Source organism: Cellulomonas sp. SLBN-39 (assembly GCF_006715865.1).
Lineage (GTDB): Bacteria > Actinomycetota > Actinomycetes > Actinomycetales > Cellulomonadaceae > Cellulomonas.
On record NZ_VFOA01000001.1, the window covers coordinates 3753270 to 3770831 of the forward strand.

A 17562-nucleotide genomic window follows, 5' to 3' on the forward strand; every position below is an offset into this window, starting at 1 on the left:
GGGTCGGGGCGGGCCCGACGGTGGTGCGACCCCGGCCCGCGTGGGGCGGGCCGGGGTCGCACGGCGGGTCAGACCGCGCCGTGGAACGTGCGGGACAGCACGTCGAGCTGCTGCTCGCGGGTCAGCCGGACGAAGTTCACCGCGTAGCCGGACACGCGGATCGTCAGCTGCGGGTAGTTCTCCGGGTGCTCCATGGCGTCCAGGAGCGTCTCGCGGTTGAGCACGTTGACGTTCATGTGGAACCCGGCCGACAGCACGTAGGCGTCCAGCAGGCCGACCAGGTTGGTCACCTGCTCGTCCTTCGTGCGGCCGAGCCCGGAGGGCACGATCGACGAGGTCAGCGAGATGCCGTCCTGCGCCTCGGAGTACGGGAGCTTGGCCACGGACAGCGCCGAGGCGAGCATGCCGTGGGTGTCGCGGCCGTTCATCGGGTTGGCGCCGGGGGCGAACGGCTCGCCGGCCTTGCGACCGTCGGGGGTCGACCCGGTGGCCTTGCCGTACACGACGTTGGACGTGATGGTCAGCACCGACTGCGTGTGCAGCGCACCGCGGTAGGTGGGCAGCGCACGGATCTTCTCCATGAAGCGCCGGACGATCCACACCGCGATGTCGTCGGCCCGGTCGTCGTCGTTGCCGTACGTCGGGAAGTCGCCCTCGACGGCGTACTCGGTGACCAGCCCGTCGGCCGTGCGCAGGGCGCGGACCTTGGCGTGCTTGATCGCCGACAGCGAGTCGGTCACGACGGACAGGCCCGCGATGCCGCACGCGAGGGTGCGCAGCACGGTCCGGTCGTGCAGGGCCATCTCGATGCGCTCGTACGCGTACTTGTCGTGCATGTAGTGCACGCAGTTCAGCGCGTCCACGTACGTCTCGGCGAGCCAGTCCATCGTCTTGTCGAACTTGGCCATGACGTCGTCGTAGTCGAGCACCTCGCCGTCGACGGGCGCCATGACCGGGGCGATCTGCTTGCCGGAGATCTCGTCCCGGCCGCCGTTGATCGCGTAGAGCAGCGCCTTGCCCAGGTTGACGCGGGCGCCGAAGAACTGCATCTGCTTGCCCACGCGCATCGGCGAGACGCAGCACGCGATGGCCGCGTCGTCGCCCCACGAGGAGCGGATGAGCTCGTCGGACTCGTACTGCACGGCGGACGTGTCGATCGAGACCTGCGCGCAGAACTTCTTGAAGCCCTCGGGCAGCCGCTCGCTCCAGAACACGGTCATGTTCGGCTCGGGCGCCGGGCCCAGGTTGTACAGGGTCTGCAGGTACCGGAACGAGGTCTTGGTGACGAGCGGGCGCCCGTCCTCGCCGAGGCCGCCGATGGACTCGGTGACCCACGTCGGGTCGCCGGAGAAGAGCTGGTCGTACTCCGGGGTGCGCAGGAAGCGCACGATCCGCAGCTTGATGACGAAGTCGTCGACGATCTCCTGCGCCTGCTCCTCGGTGAGGACACCGGCGGCGAGGTCGCGCTGCAGGTACACGTCGACGAACGTCGAGGTGCGGCCCAGCGACATCGCCGCGCCGTTCTGCTCCTTCACCGCGGCCAGGTACGCGAAGTACAGCCACTGCACGGCCTCGCGGGCCGTGGTCGCCGGCCCGGAGATGTCGTAGCCGTAGGACGCGGCCATCGTCTTGAGCTCGCCGAGCGCGCGGATCTGCTCGGAGAGCTCCTCGCGGTCACGGATGACGTCCTCGACGGAGCGCTCCATGTCGAGGGACGCCTTCTCGAGCTTCTTCGCCGCGACCAGCGCGTCGACCCCGTACAGGGCGACGCGGCGGTAGTCGCCGATGATCCGGCCGCGGCCGTAGGCGTCGGGCAGGCCCGTGATGATGTGCGAGCTGCGCGCGGCGCGCACGTTCGGCGGGTACACGTCGAAGACCCCGGCGTTGTGGGTCTTGCGGTACTTGGTGAACGTGTCGATGACGTGCTGCGGGGCCTCGTAGCCGTAGGTCTCGAGCGACGTCTGCACCATGCGCCACCCGCCGTTGGGCATGATCGCGCGCTTGAGGGGGGCGTCGGTCTGCAGGCCGACGATGAGCTCGTCGTCCTTCGAGATGTAGCCGGGGCCGTGGGACGTGATCGTCGAGGGCGTGGTCGGGTCGACGTCGTAGACGCCCTTCTCACGCTCGGCGGGGAACATCGCGCTGAGGCGGTCCCAGATGCCCGTGGTGCGGGCGGTGGGGCCGGCGAGGAAGCTCGCGTCGCCGGTGTACGGCGTGTAGTTGCGCTGGATGAAGTCGCGGACGTCGACGTGGTCGGTCCACGGCCCGGTGGCGAAGCCCTCCCAGGCTGCCGGGACGGCGGTGTCGCGGTCGCTGGGTACGGCGGTGATGGACATCTGACGCTCCTGGGGTCCGGGGTCGATGAGAACCACGCTAGGAGGCCAGTGATGGGATGTCTTGGGACCTGGGTCCCGCCCCGCCACGAGCGTGCGTGACGCACGGCACAGCCCACATCACCCACCCGGCCCGGCCCGTCAGGACCGGGCCGGTCAGGACCAGGCTGTCAGGACCGGGCCGGTCAGGACCGGGTGGTCAGGACGGGGCGCCGAGGGCCCGCAGCACGTCGGCGGCCACGTCGTGCGCGCCCAGGCGCAGCTCGTCGACGATCTCGTCGCGGGTGGCGTGGTCGAGGAACGCGGCGGGCACGCCGAAGGACTGCACGGGTGTCAGGCAGGCCGCCTCACGGGCCCGCTGGCCCGTCAGTGCGCCGATGCCGCCGTCGACGAGGCCGTCCTCGACCGTCACGACGTGGTCGTGCTCCCCGACGAGCTTGACGAGCGCCGCGGGCACGGGCAGCACCCACCGCGGGTCGACGACCGTGACGGACAGGTCGTGGCCGGCCAGCAGCTCGCCGACGCGCAGCGCGGTCGGGACCATCGAGCCCACGCCCACGACGAGCACCTTCCGGGCGCCGGCGCCGCCGTCGTGGCGGGCCAGCACGTCGACGCCGTCGACGTCCTCGAGCGCGGGGAGCGCCTCCCCCATCGCGCCCTTGGGGTAGCGCACCACCGTGGGGGCGTCGTCGACGTCGACCGCCGCGCGCAGCGCCGCCCGCAGCGTCTCCTCGTCGCGGGGCGCCGCCAGGCGCAGCCCGGGGACGATCGAGAGCATCGCCAGGTCCCACATGCCGTTGTGGCTGGCGCCGTCGTCGCCCGTGATGCCGGCACGGTCGAGCACGAACGTCACCCCGGCACGGTGCAGCGCCACGTCCATGAGGACCTGGTCGAACGCCCGGTTGAGGAACGTCGCGTACACGGCCACCACGGGGTGCAGGCCGGTGAACGCCAGGCCCGCGGCGGACGTCGCGGCGTGCTGCTCGGCGATGCCGACGTCGAAGACGCGCTCGGGGAACTCCGCCTCGAAGGGGGCCAGCCCGACCGGCTGCAGCATCGCGGCGGTGATCGCCACGACGTCGGGCCGACGCCGCCCGATCCGCACGATCTCGTCGGCGAACACGCTGGTCCAGCCGAAGCGCGACGGCGCGAGGGGCAGCCCGGTCTCGGGGTGGATGCGACCGACCGCGTGGAACCGGTCGGCGACGTCCTGCTCGGCCGGGGAGTACCCGCGGCCCTTCTCGGTGATGACGTGCACGATGACGGGGCCGCCGAACGCCTTGGCACGGTGCAGCGCGCGCTCGACCGCGCCCTCGTCGTGGCCGTCGACGGGGCCGACGTACTTCAGGCCGAGGTCCTCGAACATGCCCTGCGGCGCGACGACGTCCTTGATGCCCTTCTTCAGCCCGTGCAGCGCCCCGTAGGCGAACCGGCCGGGCGCGCCCGAGCGGCGCAGCGTCGTCTTGCCCCACGTGAGCACGGACTCGTAGCCCTGGGTGGTGCGCAGAGTGTCGAGGTGGTGGGCGAGCCCGCCGATCGTCGGCGCGTACGAGCGCCCGTTGTCGTTGACGACGACCACGAGCCGGCGGTCCGAGCCGGACGCGATGTTGTTCAGCGCCTCCCAGGCCATGCCGCCCGTCAGGGCACCGTCACCGATGACGGCGACGGTGTAGCGGTCGTGCTCGCCCGCGAGCTGACGGCCCTTGGCGATGCCGTCCGCCCAGGACAGCGCGGTCGACGCGTGGGAGTTCTCCACCACGTCGTGCTCGGACTCCGCCCGGCTCGGGTAGCCCGACAGACCGCCGCGGCGGCGCAGGTCGGAGAAGTCGCGCCGGCCGGTGAGCAGCTTGTGCACGTACGCCTGGTGGCCCGTGTCGAAGACCATCGTGTCCCGCGGCGACTCGAACACCCGGTGCAGGGCGATGGTCAGCTCGACGACGCCGAGGTTCGGGCCGAGGTGCCCCCCGGTGCGCGACACCCGGTCGACGAGGAACGCACGGATCTCGTCCGCGAGGTCGCCCAGGCGGCGGGCGGGCAGCGCGCGGACGTCCGCGGGGGACGTGATGCGGTCGAGCAGGGCCACGGGTCTCCTCCCAGGTGCGGCGACGCTGCCGCACGGACGGCCAGCCCCCACACTCTAGGCGCCCGTGCAGGAGGCGGCCCGCGCACGATGTGTCCGTCCTGTGCACGTGCCCAGGACGGGCCGTGCGCCGTGCGGGCCGGGCCCCCCGAACCCGGTCAGGCCGGTGCCGGGCCGGGCGGACGCCGTCGCCGGGCGCGGCGGCGCACCAGGACGGCGGCGACGACCACGGCGACGAGCAGCACCGCCACCAGCACGGGCACGAAGACCGCGGCCACGCTCAGCCCCACCGCGGCCCCGTCCTCGATCGTCGAGACGACCGGCGCACCGAGCCCGCCCGTGGCCGCGTTGACGACCGGGCGCGTCGTCGCCTTGACCGCGTGCACCGCGAGGGCCACCGCTCCCCCGGCGACGAAGGGCACCCACGGGTGCTCCGCGACGAGGCCGGTGACCTGCGTGGAGCCCTCGACGCGCTCGGCCGCGGACGTCGCGGCGAACACCACGCCCCCGGTCGCGGGCCGCAGGAGGGTCTGCACGGCGTCGTTGACCGAGTCGACCGCGGGGACCTTGTCGAGCACCACGTCCGTCACGAGCAGCACCGTGCCCACGCCGATCGCCCACCAGCTCTCCATCCAGACCAGCGGGTCGGGCAGCACGACGACGTCGGTGAGCCGCGCGAGGAGCGCGACGAGCAGGAACGGGACGTAGGCGTTGAGGCCGGCGGCGGCCGACAGGCCCACCCCGGTGAGCGCCACGAGCATGCGGGTGACCCTACCGGGGCGCCGGTAGCATGAGGCGGAAAGGGGAACACCCATGCGCTTCTTGCCCGGCCACGCGCCGACCTCCGACCTGACCTACGGGGACGTCTTCCTCGTCCCGTCCCGCTCGGAGGTGATCTCCCGGTTCGACGTCGACCTGACCAGCGTCGACGGCACCGGGACGACCCTGCCGATCGTGGTCGCCAACATGACGGCCGTCGCCGGCCGCCGGATGGCCGAGACGGTCGCCCGCCGCGGCGGCCTCGCCGTGCTCCCGCAGGACACCCCGACCGACGTCGTCGCCGGCGTCGTCGCGAGCGTCAAGCAGCGGCATCCCGTCGTGGAGACCGCGACCGTGGTCCAGCCGCACGACACCGTGCACACGGCGCTGACGCTGATCGCCAAGCGGTCGCACGGAGCCGCGGTCGTCGTGGACGACGGGCGGCCCGTCGGGGTCGTGACCGAGGCGGACTGCCGCGGCGTCGACCTGTTCACCCAGGTCGACCAGGTGATGACGCCCGAGCCCACCACCGTGGACCTCGCGGTCGTCGAGGGCGCGGGCCCCGCCGGGCTGGAGGAGGCGTTCGAGCAGCTGCACCGCTCGCGGCGGCGCTTCTCCCCCGTCGTGCGCGACGGCCGCCTCGTGGGCGTCCTGACCCGTGTCGGCGCGCTGCGCTCGTCGATCTACGCCCCCGCGCTCGACGCGCAGGGCCGGCTGCGGATCGCCGCGGCCGTCGGCATCAACGGCGACGTGCGGTCCAAGGCCGCGGACCTGCTCGCCGCGGGCGTCGACGTGCTCGTCGTCGACACCGCGCACGGCCACCAGCGCAAGATGGTCGACGCCCTGGCCGCGGTGCGCTCGCTCGACCCGCAGGTGCCGGTCGTCGCGGGCAACGTGGTCACCGCCGAGGGTGTGCGCGACCTCGTCGAGGCCGGTGCGGACATCGTCAAGGTCGGCGTCGGGCCCGGGGCGATGTGCACGACGCGGATGATGACGGCGGTCGGTCGCCCGCAGTTCTCCGCGGTGCTCGAGTGCGCCGCCGAGGCCCGCCGCCTCGGCCGGCACGTGTGGGCCGACGGCGGCGTCCGGCACCCCCGCGACGTCGCGCTCGCGCTGGCCGCCGGCGCGTCGCAGGTCATGGTCGGCTCCTGGTTCGCCGGCACGCACGAGTCGCCCGGCGACCTGCACCACGACGCCGACGGCCGCGCGTACAAGGAGAGCTTCGGGATGGCCTCGGCGCGCGCCGTCGCGGCCCGCACGCGGGGCGGCACCGCCTTCGAGCGGGCCCGCAAGGCGCTCTACGAGGAGGGCATCTCGACGTCGCGGATGTACCTGGACCCCCGCCGACCCGGCGTCGAGGACCTGCTCGACCACATCAGCGCGGGCGTGCGGTCGGCGGCCACGTACGTGGGTGCGACGTCCCTGGAGGAGCTGCACGAGCGCGCGGTCGTCGGCATCCAGTCCGAGGCCGGGTACGCCGAGGGCCGGCCGCTGCCCGACGGCTGGTGACCGACGTGCGTCCCGTGCTCGTGCTGCAGCACGCACCGCACGAGGGCCTGGGTCGGATCTCCGCCGCGCTGGGCGACGTCCCGTACCGGGTCCGCACGGTGCTCGACGACCCGCAGCCGCGGCTGCCGGCGGTCGACGCGCTGTCCGGCGTCGTGGTCATGGGGGGTCCGATGGACGCCGACGACGTCGCGGGGCACCCGGGCCTGGCCGCCGAGCGGGCGCTGCTCGCGGCCGCCGTCGACGCGGACGTGCCGGTGCTCGGCATCTGCCTGGGCCACCAGCTCCTCGCGCTGGCGCTCGGCTCCCGCCTGCACCGGCGCGCCGGGGTCGAGGTCGGCTTCGCCCCGGTCAGGATCGTCGCCGACGACCCCGTCGTCTCGCCCCTGGGCACGGGCTCGGGCGGCGCGACGGTGCTGCACTGGCACTCCGACACCGTGGACCTGCCCGCGGGCGCGACGCTGCTGGCGTCGTCGGACGTGACACCGGTGCAGGCGTTCCGCGCCGGCAGCGCCGTGGGCGTGCAGTTCCACCCCGAGCTCGACGCGGCGCTGCTCGACCTGTGGCTGCGCACGCCCGACATGGTGGCCGGGCTCGACGAGCACGAGGTCGACGCGATCCGCGCCGACGGCGCCCGGCACCTGCCCGCGCTCGCGGGGCCCGCCGCGGCGGCGTTCGGGGCGTTCGCGGGCACGGTCCGGGCCCGCGGATGACGACGCCGGGCACCGACGCGCGCGCCGAGCTCGTGCGCCTGGTGGCCCGCGGCGTGGACTGGCGGGTGGACCCGGCACGGGCGCTGCGCGACCCCGCCCGGGCCCGCCGGGCCGCGGTGCTCGTGCTGTTCGGCGTCCTCGACTCCCACCCGGCGGGCGCCGGCGGCGTCGGGCACGTGCCCGCGGACCTCGACGTGCTGCTGCAGCGCCGGTCCGCCACGCTCGGCCACCACCCGGGCCAGGTCGCGTTCCCCGGCGGCGGCATCGACCCCGAGGACGACGGCCCCGTGGGGGCGGCGCTGCGCGAGGCCGTCGAGGAGACGGGCCTCGACCCGGCCGGCGTGGAGCCGCTGGGGACGCTCGCGGACGTGCCGCTGCCGGTCAGCGACAACCTCGTCACCCCCGTGCTGGCGTGGTGGTCGCGACCGTCGGCCGTGGCCGCGGTCGACCACCGCGAGACCGTCGACGTGTTCCGCGCGCCCGTCGCCGACCTCCTCGACCCCGCCCGGCGCGGCTCCGTGGAGCACAGCACCGGCCACGGCCGCGTCCGGACGCCCGCGTTCGTGCTCGACGACGGGGTGGTCGTGTGGGGGTTCACCGCGATCGTGCTGCACGGTGTCCTCGACGCCCTCGGGTGGACGGTGCCGTGGGACGTGCGCCGCACCGTCGTCCCGTGAGCACGGCGCCCGGCCCGCCGCGGCACCCGAAGATCGAGGTCGACGTCGACGCCGCCCTGGCGCACGCGCTGCTCGCCGACCAGCACCCCGACCTGGCCGGCCTACCCGTGCACGGGCGCGTGCACGGATGGGACAACCTCACGTGGCGGCTCGGTGACGCCCTGGCGCTGCGGTTCCCCGTGCGTGGGGCGGCCGCCCCGCTCGTCGAGCACGAGCAGCGCTGGCTCCCCCGGCTCGCCGAGACGCTGCCGGTGGCGGTGCCCGCCCCCGTGCGGGTGGGCCGCGCCGGCGCCGGGTACCCGTGGCCGTGGAGCGTCGTGCCGTGGCTGCCGGGCGACGTGGTGGCGGCGAGACCGGTCGCCGGTCGGACCGTCTGGGCCCCCGCGCTGGCCGAGGCGCTGGCCGCCCTGCACACCCCCGCCCCGCCGCACGCGTCGCACAACCCGTTCCGGGGGGTGCCCCTCGCGGACCGGGACGCCGTGGTCGGGGCCCGGCTGGCGGGGACGACGCTGCCGCACCGGGACGCGCTGCTGCGCGCGTGGCACGACGGGCTGGCCGCCCCCGCGTGGGACGGTCCGCCCATGTGGGTGCACGGCGACCCGCACCCGGGCAACCTCCTGGCGGACGCACGCACCCTGACGGCGATGATCGACTTTGGCGACCTGTGCGCCGGGGACCCCGCGAGCGACCTCGCGACCGCGTGGATGACCTTCGACGACGCCGGGCGAGCCGCTTTCGTGGCCCGGACCCAGGAGCTGCGCGGCTGGGACGGGGCCACCTGGGTCCGCGCCCGGGCGTGGGCCGCGAGCTACGTCCCGGTGCTGCTCGCCCACCCGGACGAGTACCCGCTGATGGCAGCGGTCGGCCGGGCCACCGCCGACCACCTCGCCGCGGGCTGACGGGCGCACCGGCGGCGGCCGTCACCAGCGGCACCCGCAGCCGGCCCGCACCGTGGCGGCGTCACTCCCACCGGTGCGCGACCGCACGCGCGTACGACGTGCGCACCAGCTCCTCGAGCACGCCCAGGTCGACGGCGTCCAGACGTCGGACGTGCAGGCACGACACGGTCGTCGTGTGCGGTCCGAGGCGCGCGAGCAGGTCGCCGAGGTCGTCGAACCCCAGCGGGACGTACAGCGTGGTGGCGGCGCGCCGCGGGGAGAACCCCGCGGCCGCGGCGTCCCCCTCCCGCCCGGACGCGTACCGGTAGTGGTACCGGCCGAACCCCACGATCGAGGTGCCCCACAGGCGCGGCGGCTCCCCCGTCGCGCGCTCCATCAGCGGCAGCAGCGTCCAGGCGTCGGCCCGGCGGCGCGCGTCGGGGACGGCGTCGAGGAACGCCCCGACGTCGCCGTCGTTCTCCGTCGTGGGGTTCTCCTCGCGCGCCACGACCCGAGCATGGCACCCGGGGGCTGGCGTGACGAGCCTCAGCCGCGGGGGTCGCGCACCGACGCGAGCAGGACGGGCCACCCCGTGCCGGTGTGGCTCACCACCAGGAGGAACGGCCGGTCGAGGACCACGGCGACCGGATCGGGTGGCGGGGCGCCGCCCGCCATCCCCATCTCGGTGGCCGCGGCGGCCCGGGTGCCGGCCTCGTCGACCAGCAGGACCGCCTGCTGCCGGGCCTGGCCGAGGGTCGCCGGCACGTCGTCCGCGAGCAGGCCGGTGACGGTCAGCGGGGCGAGCCCGAGGTCGGCGAGCACCGGTCCCAGGTCCACCTCGCTGCGCATCTCCACCTGCGGGAGCGCGAGGTCGACGGGCACGTCCGCCGCGTCGTCGAGGGCGGCCCCGAGCGCGCGGACCTGCGCGAGGTCGGCGCCGGCGGGGTCGGCGGCGACGGGCGAGCCGGCGGGCGGCAGCAGCAGGTCGGCGTGCAGCACACCGGCGTACCCGTACCGCATCCGCACGGCCTGCCACCCGTCGAGCTCGACAAAGGGCGTGGTGACCGCGCCGTGCATGGTGGGCACCTCGACGGCCGCCGCCCCGGGGACGTGGAACAGGTCCGCCGTGGTCGCCTCCGCGGTGAACGGCTGCTCCCAGGCGGCAGCCACCACGACCGCGTCCTGCAGCACCGCCACGAGCGACGCGTCCGGCACCACCGCGGAGTCCTCGACGAGGCCGCCGGTGTGCTCGCGCACCCACGCCCCGAGGGCGTCGGTGCCCGCGTCCGTGCCGAGGTCCGTGCGCAGCACCCCGGCGTCGAACGCGGACGTGAGCCGGTCGAGGTACACCGGGTCGATCGCAGCCCCGTCGTCGACCACGACACGCTGGGCCGTGTGCACGACGGGCACCTCGGGCAGCTCGCCGGCCCGCACGGCGGCCGGGTCGCCGTCGAGGCGGCGCAGCGCGGCCACCAGGGCGCCGACGGCGTCGGTCCGTTCCTGGCCGGTTGCGCCCAGCGCAGCGTCGAGGGACTGCCCCGCGGGTCCCTCGCCGGCCTCGGCGAGCATGGCCAGGGCGGTCGTCAGGCTGGACGGCGACACCACCGCGCCCGCGTCGCCGTCGGCGCCGGCCAGCGCCGCGAGCCCCAGCCCCCACGTCGCGTCGACCACGTCGAGGACCGCCGGGGCGTCGCCGAGGCGGACCGCGACGTAGGCCGCGTCCCCCCGCAGCTCCGGCGGCGGATCGGCCGCCGCGCACCCGGCCACCACCGCCGTCGCCACCAGCACCGCCGTGACCCGCGCCCCCCGCACCGTCCGCACGTCGCGATCGTGGCACGCGACGACGGCGTCCCGCTCCGGACCTCGGTCACGATCGCGTCACGCGGGGCGCAGCGCACCCGCACGCACCGCACCCGCACGCACCGAGGGGCGCCCCGCGGACGGGACGCCCCTCGGGCGGTGCGGGTCGGTAGGGGTCAGGCGACGCCGGCGACCTGGCGCAGCACGTACTGCAGGATCCCGCCGTTGCGGTAGTAGTCCGCCTCGCCGGGGGTGTCGATCCGCACGACGGCGTCGAACGCGACGACCGTGCCGTCGGCCCGCGTGGCGGTGACGCGCACCGTGCGGGGTGTCGTGCCCGCGTTGAGGGCCGTCACGCCGGCGATGTCGAACGTCTCGGTGCCGTCCAGGCCGAGGGAGTCCGCGGACTCGCCCTCGGGGAACTGCAGAGGCAGCACGCCCATCCCGATGAGGTTCGAGCGGTGGATGCGCTCGAACGACTCGGTGATGACCGCGCGGACCCCCAGCAGGCGCGTGCCCTTGGCCGCCCAGTCGCGCGACGACCCCGAGCCGTACTCCTTGCCGCCCAGCACGACCAGGGGCACACCGGCCGCCTGGTACGCGGTCGACGCGTCGTAGATCGTGGTCTGCTCGCCGGTGAGGTGGTTGACCGTGAAGCCGCCCTCGACGCCCGGCACGAGCTGGTTGCGCAGCCGGATGTTGGCGAAGGTGCCGCGGATCATGACCTCGTGGTTCCCGCGGCGCGAGCCGTAGGAGTTGAAGTCACGCCGGTCCACGCCGTGCTCCGCCAGGTACAGGCCCGCGGGGCTGTCGGCCTTGATGGACCCCGCCGGGCTGATGTGGTCCGTCGTCACCGAGTCGCCGAGCTTCGCGAGCACCCGCGCCCCGGTGATGTCCGTGACCGGCTCGGGCGTCGCGCCCATGCCCTCGAAGTACGGGGGCTTGCGCACGTAGGTCGAGCGCGGGTCCCACTCGAAGGTGCTGCCCTCGGGCGTGGGCAGCGCGCGCCACCGCTCGTCGCCGGAGAACACGTCGGCGTAGTCCTTGGTGAACATCGCCCGGTCGATCGAGGAGTCGATCGTCGCCTGCACCTCGTCGGGCGTCGGCCAGATGTCCCGCAGGAAGATCGGGTGCCCGGCCTCGTCGCGGCCCAGCGGGTCGGACTCGAAGTCGAAGTCCATCGTCCCGGCCAGCGCGTACGCGATGACCAGCGGCGGGGACGCGAGGTAGTTCATCTTCACGTCGGGGTTGATGCGCCCCTCGAAGTTGCGGTTGCCCGACAGCACGGCGGCGACCGCGAGGTCGTGCTCCTGCACGGCCGCGGACACGTGCTCGTCGAGCGGTCCGGAGTTGCCGATGCACGTGGCGCAGCCGTAGCCGACCAGGTGGAAGCCGAGCTTCTCCAGGTACGGCCACATGCCGGCCTTCTCGTAGTAGTTCGTCACCACCTGCGAGCCCGGCGCCATCGACGTCTTGACCCACGGCTTGGCGGTCAGCCCGCGCTCGACGGCCTTCTTGGCGACCAGCGCGGCCGCCATCATCACCGACGGGTTCGACGTGTTCGTGCACGACGTGATCGACGCGATCGCGACCGCCCCGTGGAACAGGTCGAACGTCCGCCCGTCCGCGTCCGTCACCGGGTACGTGCGCGTCGCGGTCGACGTGATCGCCGGGGAGTCCGACGCCGGGAACGACTCGCGCTCGGCCTCGTCGACGCCGTTGGTCACCTCGGGCGCGTAGGTGGGCAGGTCGCGCTGGAACTGCTCCTTGGCCCGCGAGAGCTCGATGCGGTCCTGCGGACGCTTCGGCCCGGCGATCGACGGCACGACCGTCGACAGGTCCAGCTCGAGGTACTCGGAGAACACCGGCTCGGCGTAGCCGGGCGCGCTCGGGTCGTGCCACAGGCCCTGCTCCTTGGCGTACGCCTCGACGAGCGCGAGCTGGGCGTCGGACCGCCCCGTCAGCCGCAGGTAGTCGATCGTCACCGGGTCGATCGGGAACATCGCAGCCGTCGAGCCGAACTCCGGGCTCATGTTGCCGATCGTGGCCCGGTTGGCCAGCGGCACCGACGCGACGCCGTCGCCGTAGAACTCGACGAACTTGCCGACGACGCCGTGCTGGCGCAGCTTCTGCGTGATGGTCAGCACCACGTCCGTGGCGGTGACGCCCGGCGTGATCGTGCCCGTCAGCTTGAAACCCACCACGCGCGGGATGAGCATCGACACCGGCTGGCCGAGCATGGCCGCCTCGGCCTCGATGCCGCCCACGCCCCAGCCCAGCACGCCGAGCCCGTTGACCATCGTGGTGTGCGAGTCGGTGCCGACGCACGTGTCGGGGTACGCGCGCAGCACACCGCCGACCTCGCGGGTCATCACGGTCCGCGCCAGGTACTCGATGTTCACCTGGTGCACGATGCCGGTGCCCGGGGGGACGACCTTGAAGTCGTCGAACGCGGTCTGGCCCCAGCGCAGGAACTGGTACCGCTCGCGGTTGCGCTCGTACTCGAGCTCGACGTTGCGCTCGAAGGCGTCGCGGCGGCCCGCGACGTCGATCTGGACCGAGTGGTCGATGACGAGCTCGGCGGGGGCGAGCGGGTTGATCCGCGACGCGTCGCCGCCGAGCTCCTCGACGGCCTCGCGCATGGTCGCGAGGTCCACGACGCACGGGACGCCCGTGAAGTCCTGCATGATCACGCGGGCCGGCGTGAACTGGATCTCGGTGTCGGGCTGCGCGTCGGGGTCCCACCCCGCGAGCGCACGCACGTGGTCGGCGGTGATGTTCGCGCCGTCCTCGGTGCGCAGCAGGTTCTCGGCGAGGATCTTCAGGCTGTACGGGAGTCGCTCGACGCCCGGCACGGCGGCCAGGCGGTAGATCTCGTACGAGGTGTCACCGACCTCGAGCGTTCCCTTGGACCCGAAGCTGTCGACGCTGCTCACGTGGGGCTCCTTCGCTTGGCGAGTTCCCGGGCGAGTCGGGGGGCCCGGGGACGTCCTCGAACCCCCGGCCGGGGACCGGGCCGCCGACGTGACGGTCGGGGCGCGGGACCCGGGGCGGGGCGGACGCAGATATCTTGATGTCGAGATACATGCTACTCCCTCGACCGGGCCGCGCGCACGGACCTCCCGCCCGCCGTCGCCGCCCGCCCGTCGGCACCACGACGGCCGGGCGGGTGGGCCCCGCCCGGCCGTGTGCGCGCACCGGTCAGGCCGTGCCCTCGCGCTGGGCCCGGACCGCCTCGGCCGCCTTGCGCTCGGCCTCGACCGCACGCTCGTGGGCGCGGGGGTCGTAGTCCGGCGTGCCCTGCTTGTGCAGCTCCTGCGTCGCGACCCGGCTGGCGTGGGCGAGCCGGCTCTCGGCGTCGTGCGACTCGGACATGGTCCGCTCCTCCTCGTCGTCGAGGGCCCGCGTGGGCGGGCTCACGACCCACGCTAGGACGGTGCCGACGTGGCCGCGAGACGAGCGGTGCGGACGGCGCGGGCGTCAGCGCGTGAGGACCGCGACCGCCTCGAGGTGGTGGGTCATCGGGAACAGGTCGTGACCGACGACCTCGACGCCCGTCCAGCCGTGGGCACCGAGCAGCGCGACGTCACGGGCCAGCGCCGCGGGGTCGCACGCGACGTACACCACGCGCTCGGGGCGCAGCGCGGCGACGGCGTCGACGACCTTGCGCCCCGCGCCGGTGCGCGGCGGGTCGAGCACGACGACGTCGACGGGCGGGGCGCCCTCGACGAGTCCGGCCAGCGTGCGTGCGACGTCGCCGGCGTGCAGGTCGACCTGCGGGCGGTCGTGCAGGTTGCGGCGCGCGTCGCGCACGGCCCGTGCGTCGCCCTCGACGGACACCACGTGGCCCGCCTCGCCGACGGCGTCGGCCAGCGGCAGCGTGAACAGCCCCGCCCCCGCGTACAGGTCGAGGACGGTCCCGCCGGCGACGTCGCCCGCCCCCTGCAGCACCGCGTCGACCAGCAGCGCGGGCGCCTCGCGGTGGACCTGCCAGAACCCGGCGGCTGCGACGCGGTACGTGCGGGTGCCGCCGTCCGCGGCGGTCACGACCTCGCGGACCGCGGCGCGGGCGTTCGGCCGGGGGTCGGGGCGGCCGCGCTGCAGGTCGAACGGGACGTCGTCGACGAGCACGAGCGGCGGCGAGCCGTCCGCGGGCGCCACGGCCTCGATCCGGGCGCCGGGGATCCACCGGCGCCCGAGCAGGTCGAGGGCGGCCACGTGCTCGGTCGCCAGCGGCATCGCGTCGAGCGCGACCACGTCGTGCGAGCGGAAGCCCCGCATGCCCGCGCGGCCGTCCGCATCGGCCACGAGGTCGATCCGGGTGCGCCAGGCCAGGCCGCCCCGCGCGTCGTCGCCGGGTGCCGCGTGCACGGTCGGCGTCACGTCGAGCCGCGCCAGGTGCCGCAGCTGCTCGGCGAGCACCGCCTCCTTCCAGGCGCGCTGCGCGGGCAGCGCGACGTGGGCCAGCTCGCCGCCGCCGACGCCGCCGGGTCCCGCCTCGGGCCACACGGACGGCACCCGGTCGGGCGACGCCTCGAGCACCTCGACGGCGTCGGCCCGCCAGAACCGGGCGTCGGGACCGTCGTCGGTCAGCCGCGCGCGCACGCGCTCGCCCGGCAGCGTGTGCCGGACGAAGACCACGCGGCCATCGTGCCGCGCCACGCAGTGGCCGCCGTGGGCGACGGGTCCGACCTCGAGCTCGACGAGCACGCCGGTCCCTTCCTCAGAAGCCACGGGACACCGGTCCCCGGACGGCGTCCTCGAGGCCCGTCTGGCCCTCGCTGGACTGGAGCTGCCACGGCACCGACGCCACGACGACCCCGGGCGTGAACAGCAGCCTGCTCTTGAGCCGCAGCGCGCTCTGGTTGTGCAGCAGCTGCTCCCACCAGTGCCCCACCACGTACTCGGGGATGTACACGACGACGAGGTCGCGCGGGCTCTCGCGCCGGATCGACCGGACGTAGGCGATGACGGGACGCGTGATCTCGCGGAACGGCGAGTCGAGCACCTTGAGCGGGACGGGCAGGTCGGCCGCCTCCCACCGCGCGCGCAGGTCGGCCACGTCGGCGGAGTCGACGCCGACCGTGACGGCCTCGAGCACGTTGGGCCGCGACGCCCGCGCGTACGCCAGCGCGCGCATCGTGGGACGGTGCAGGTGCGAGACGAGCACGACCGCGTGCACCCGGCTGGGCAGGGCGCGGGCGGCCTGCGCGGACTCCTCGTCGAGCGCGAGCTCGGCCCGCACGCGGCGGTAGTGCGCGTGCACGCCCTGCATGACGACGTACACCCCGACCATGGCGATGATCGCGATCCAGGCCCCGTGGGTGAACTTCGTGACGAGCACGACGACGAGGACGGACCCGGTCATGGCCAGGCCGATGCCGTTGATGACGCGCGAGCGGCGCATCCGGGCCCGGGCGCGCGGCTCCGGCTCGGTGCGCAGCTCCCGCGTCCAGTGCCGCACCATGCCGAGCTGGGACAGCGTGAAGGAGACGAACACCCCGACGATGTACAGCTGGATGAGGCGCGTGACCTGGGCGTCGAAGGCGACGATGAGCGCGATCGCCGCGGCGGCCAGGGTGATGATGCCGTTGGAGAACGCGAGCCGGTCGCCGCGGGTGTGCAGCTGGCGCGGCAGGTAGCCGTCGCGGGCGAGGATCGACCCGAGGACGGGGAACCCGTTGAACGCCGTGTTCGCGGCGAGCACGAGGATCAGCCCGGTGACGACGGAGATGAGGACGAACAGCACGTCGACGCCCTCGAAGACGGACGCCGCGAGCTGGCTGATGACGGGGTGCTGCTCGTAGCCCTCGCCCACCGGGACGCCGTCGCGCAGGAGCTGGGTGGCGGGGTCGTCGACGTAGTGCACGCCCGTGGCCTGCGCGAGCATGAGGATCGACATGATCATGGTGATCGAGATGCCGCCGAGCAGCGCGAGCGTGGTGGCCGCGTTGCGGGACTTGGGCGTGCGGAACGCCGGGACGCCGTTGCTGATGGCCTCGACCCCGGTGAGGGCGGCGCACCCCGAGGCGAACGCGCGCAGCACGAGGAACCCGCCGGCGATGCCCATGAGGCCCTGCTCGAACGCGGGGTCGGCGGCCACGGTCAGGTCGGCGCTCTCCGCGACGGGCAGCGTCCCGGTGAAGTACCGGAAGGCGCCGACCAGCGCGAGCGAGCCCATGGCGGCCATGAACAGGTACACCGGGACGGCGAAGGCGCTCCCGGACTCCTTGACCCCGCGCAGGTTCGCGACCATGAGGAGCAGCACCACGATCACGGCGAACGCCGTCTCGTGGCCCCGCAGGAACGGGATCGCGGTCGCCGCGTACTGGGCGCCCGACGAGATCGACACCGCGACCGTGAGGACGTAGTCGACGAGCAGGGCGCTCGCGACCGTGACGCCGGCCTTGGGCCCCAGGTTGACCGACGCGACCTCGTAGTCGCCGCCGCCCGAGGGGTAGGCGTGCACGTTCTGCCGGTACGACGCCACGACCGTGAGCAGCACGAGCGCGACCGCGACGCCCACCCACGGCGAGACCGTCAGCGCGGTCAGACCCGCGAGCGAGAGGGTCAGCAGGATCTCGTCGGGCGCGTACGCCACGGACGAGAGCGCGTCGGAGGCGAACACGGGCAGCGCGACGCGCTTGGGCAGGAGCGTGTGACCGAGACGGTCGCTGCGCACCGGCCGCCCCAGGACGAGCCGCTTGGCGGCATCTGCGAGGTCCGACACGAGGAGCGATCGTATGCCCGCGAGCGGGCCGTGGCACGCACCGAGGTCCCGGGCACCGCGGCGTGTGACGACGACCACGACGGCGC

General features: G+C 74.4%; 13 protein-coding genes. 4 read left to right on the top strand and 9 right to left on the bottom strand.

Annotated elements, in window-relative coordinates:
* Positions 1-68: 68 nt before the first annotated feature.
* The 3 genes from pflB to FBY24_RS17085 form a co-directional block, all read right to left on the bottom strand.
* Positions 69-2336, bottom strand: coding sequence for a formate C-acetyltransferase (pflB, locus tag FBY24_RS17075; protein WP_142162409.1), 2268 nt, complete (start codon positions 2334-2336; stop codon positions 69-71).
* Between the two features lie 196 nt (positions 2337-2532).
* Positions 2533-4416: a 1-deoxy-D-xylulose-5-phosphate synthase gene (gene dxs / locus FBY24_RS17080; RefSeq protein WP_142162411.1), complete on the bottom strand. Its 1884-nt coding sequence runs from the start codon at positions 4414-4416 to the stop codon at positions 2533-2535.
* 155 nt (positions 4417-4571) lie between these two features.
* Positions 4572-5174: a DUF4126 domain-containing protein gene (locus FBY24_RS17085; RefSeq protein WP_142162413.1), complete on the bottom strand. Its 603-nt coding sequence runs from the start codon at positions 5172-5174 to the stop codon at positions 4572-4574.
* A 52-nt stretch (positions 5175-5226) separates the two neighbouring features.
* Here FBY24_RS17085 and FBY24_RS17090 point away from each other — a divergent pair, with 52 nt between their 5' ends.
* The 4 genes from FBY24_RS17090 to FBY24_RS17105 are packed head-to-tail and all read left to right on the top strand — an operon-like array spanning position 5227 to position 8967.
* Positions 5227-6681 carry a GuaB1 family IMP dehydrogenase-related protein gene (locus tag FBY24_RS17090; RefSeq protein WP_142162415.1) on the top strand — a complete coding sequence of 485 codons (1455 nt, stop codon included), beginning with the start codon at positions 5227-5229 and terminating at the stop codon, positions 6679-6681.
* Positions 6678-7391, top strand: a complete 714-nt coding sequence (locus FBY24_RS17095) for a type 1 glutamine amidotransferase (protein ID WP_142162417.1) — start codon at positions 6678-6680, stop codon at positions 7389-7391. The genes FBY24_RS17090 and FBY24_RS17095 overlap by 4 nt, the downstream gene beginning before the upstream one ends.
* On the top strand, positions 7388-8068 hold the full coding sequence (locus FBY24_RS17100; RefSeq protein ID WP_142162419.1) for a CoA pyrophosphatase: 681 nt from the start codon (positions 7388-7390) through the stop codon (positions 8066-8068). The genes FBY24_RS17095 and FBY24_RS17100 overlap by 4 nt, the downstream gene beginning before the upstream one ends.
* Positions 8065-8967, top strand: coding sequence for an aminoglycoside phosphotransferase family protein (locus FBY24_RS17105; RefSeq protein ID WP_142162421.1), 903 nt, complete (start codon positions 8065-8067; stop codon positions 8965-8967). Before FBY24_RS17100 ends, FBY24_RS17105 begins: the two co-directional genes overlap by 4 nt.
* Before the next feature lie 61 nt (positions 8968-9028).
* Here the strand turns inward: FBY24_RS17105 and FBY24_RS17110 are convergent, their stop codons facing one another.
* From FBY24_RS17110 to FBY24_RS17135, 6 genes are all read right to left on the bottom strand, one after another.
* A complete protein-coding gene (locus FBY24_RS17110; protein WP_142162423.1) occupies positions 9029-9454 on the bottom strand; it encodes a DUF1801 domain-containing protein in 426 nt (141 codons plus the stop codon).
* A 38-nt stretch (positions 9455-9492) separates the two neighbouring features.
* Positions 9493-10767, bottom strand: a complete 1275-nt coding sequence (locus FBY24_RS17115; protein ID WP_222117261.1) for a serpin family protein — start codon at positions 10765-10767, stop codon at positions 9493-9495.
* A gap of 155 nt (positions 10768-10922) precedes the next feature.
* Complete coding sequence (acnA, locus tag FBY24_RS17120; protein WP_142162425.1) at positions 10923-13682, bottom strand: aconitate hydratase AcnA; 2760 nt, start codon at positions 13680-13682, stop codon at positions 10923-10925.
* A gap of 265 nt (positions 13683-13947) precedes the next feature.
* Entirely contained in the window at positions 13948-14166 is a 219-nt protein-coding gene (locus FBY24_RS17125; protein WP_255432463.1) for a translation initiation factor 2, read from the bottom strand.
* A 60-nt stretch (positions 14167-14226) separates the two neighbouring features.
* Positions 14227-15480 carry a class I SAM-dependent RNA methyltransferase gene (locus tag FBY24_RS17130; protein ID WP_142162427.1) on the bottom strand — a complete coding sequence of 418 codons (1254 nt, stop codon included), beginning with the start codon at positions 15478-15480 and terminating at the stop codon, positions 14227-14229.
* Positions 15470-17476 (bottom strand): APC family permease, encoded by a 2007-nt coding sequence (locus tag FBY24_RS17135; RefSeq protein WP_142162429.1) that lies wholly within the window; start codon positions 17474-17476, stop codon positions 15470-15472. The genes FBY24_RS17130 and FBY24_RS17135 overlap by 11 nt, the downstream gene beginning before the upstream one ends.
* Positions 17477-17562 lie beyond the last annotated feature (86 nt).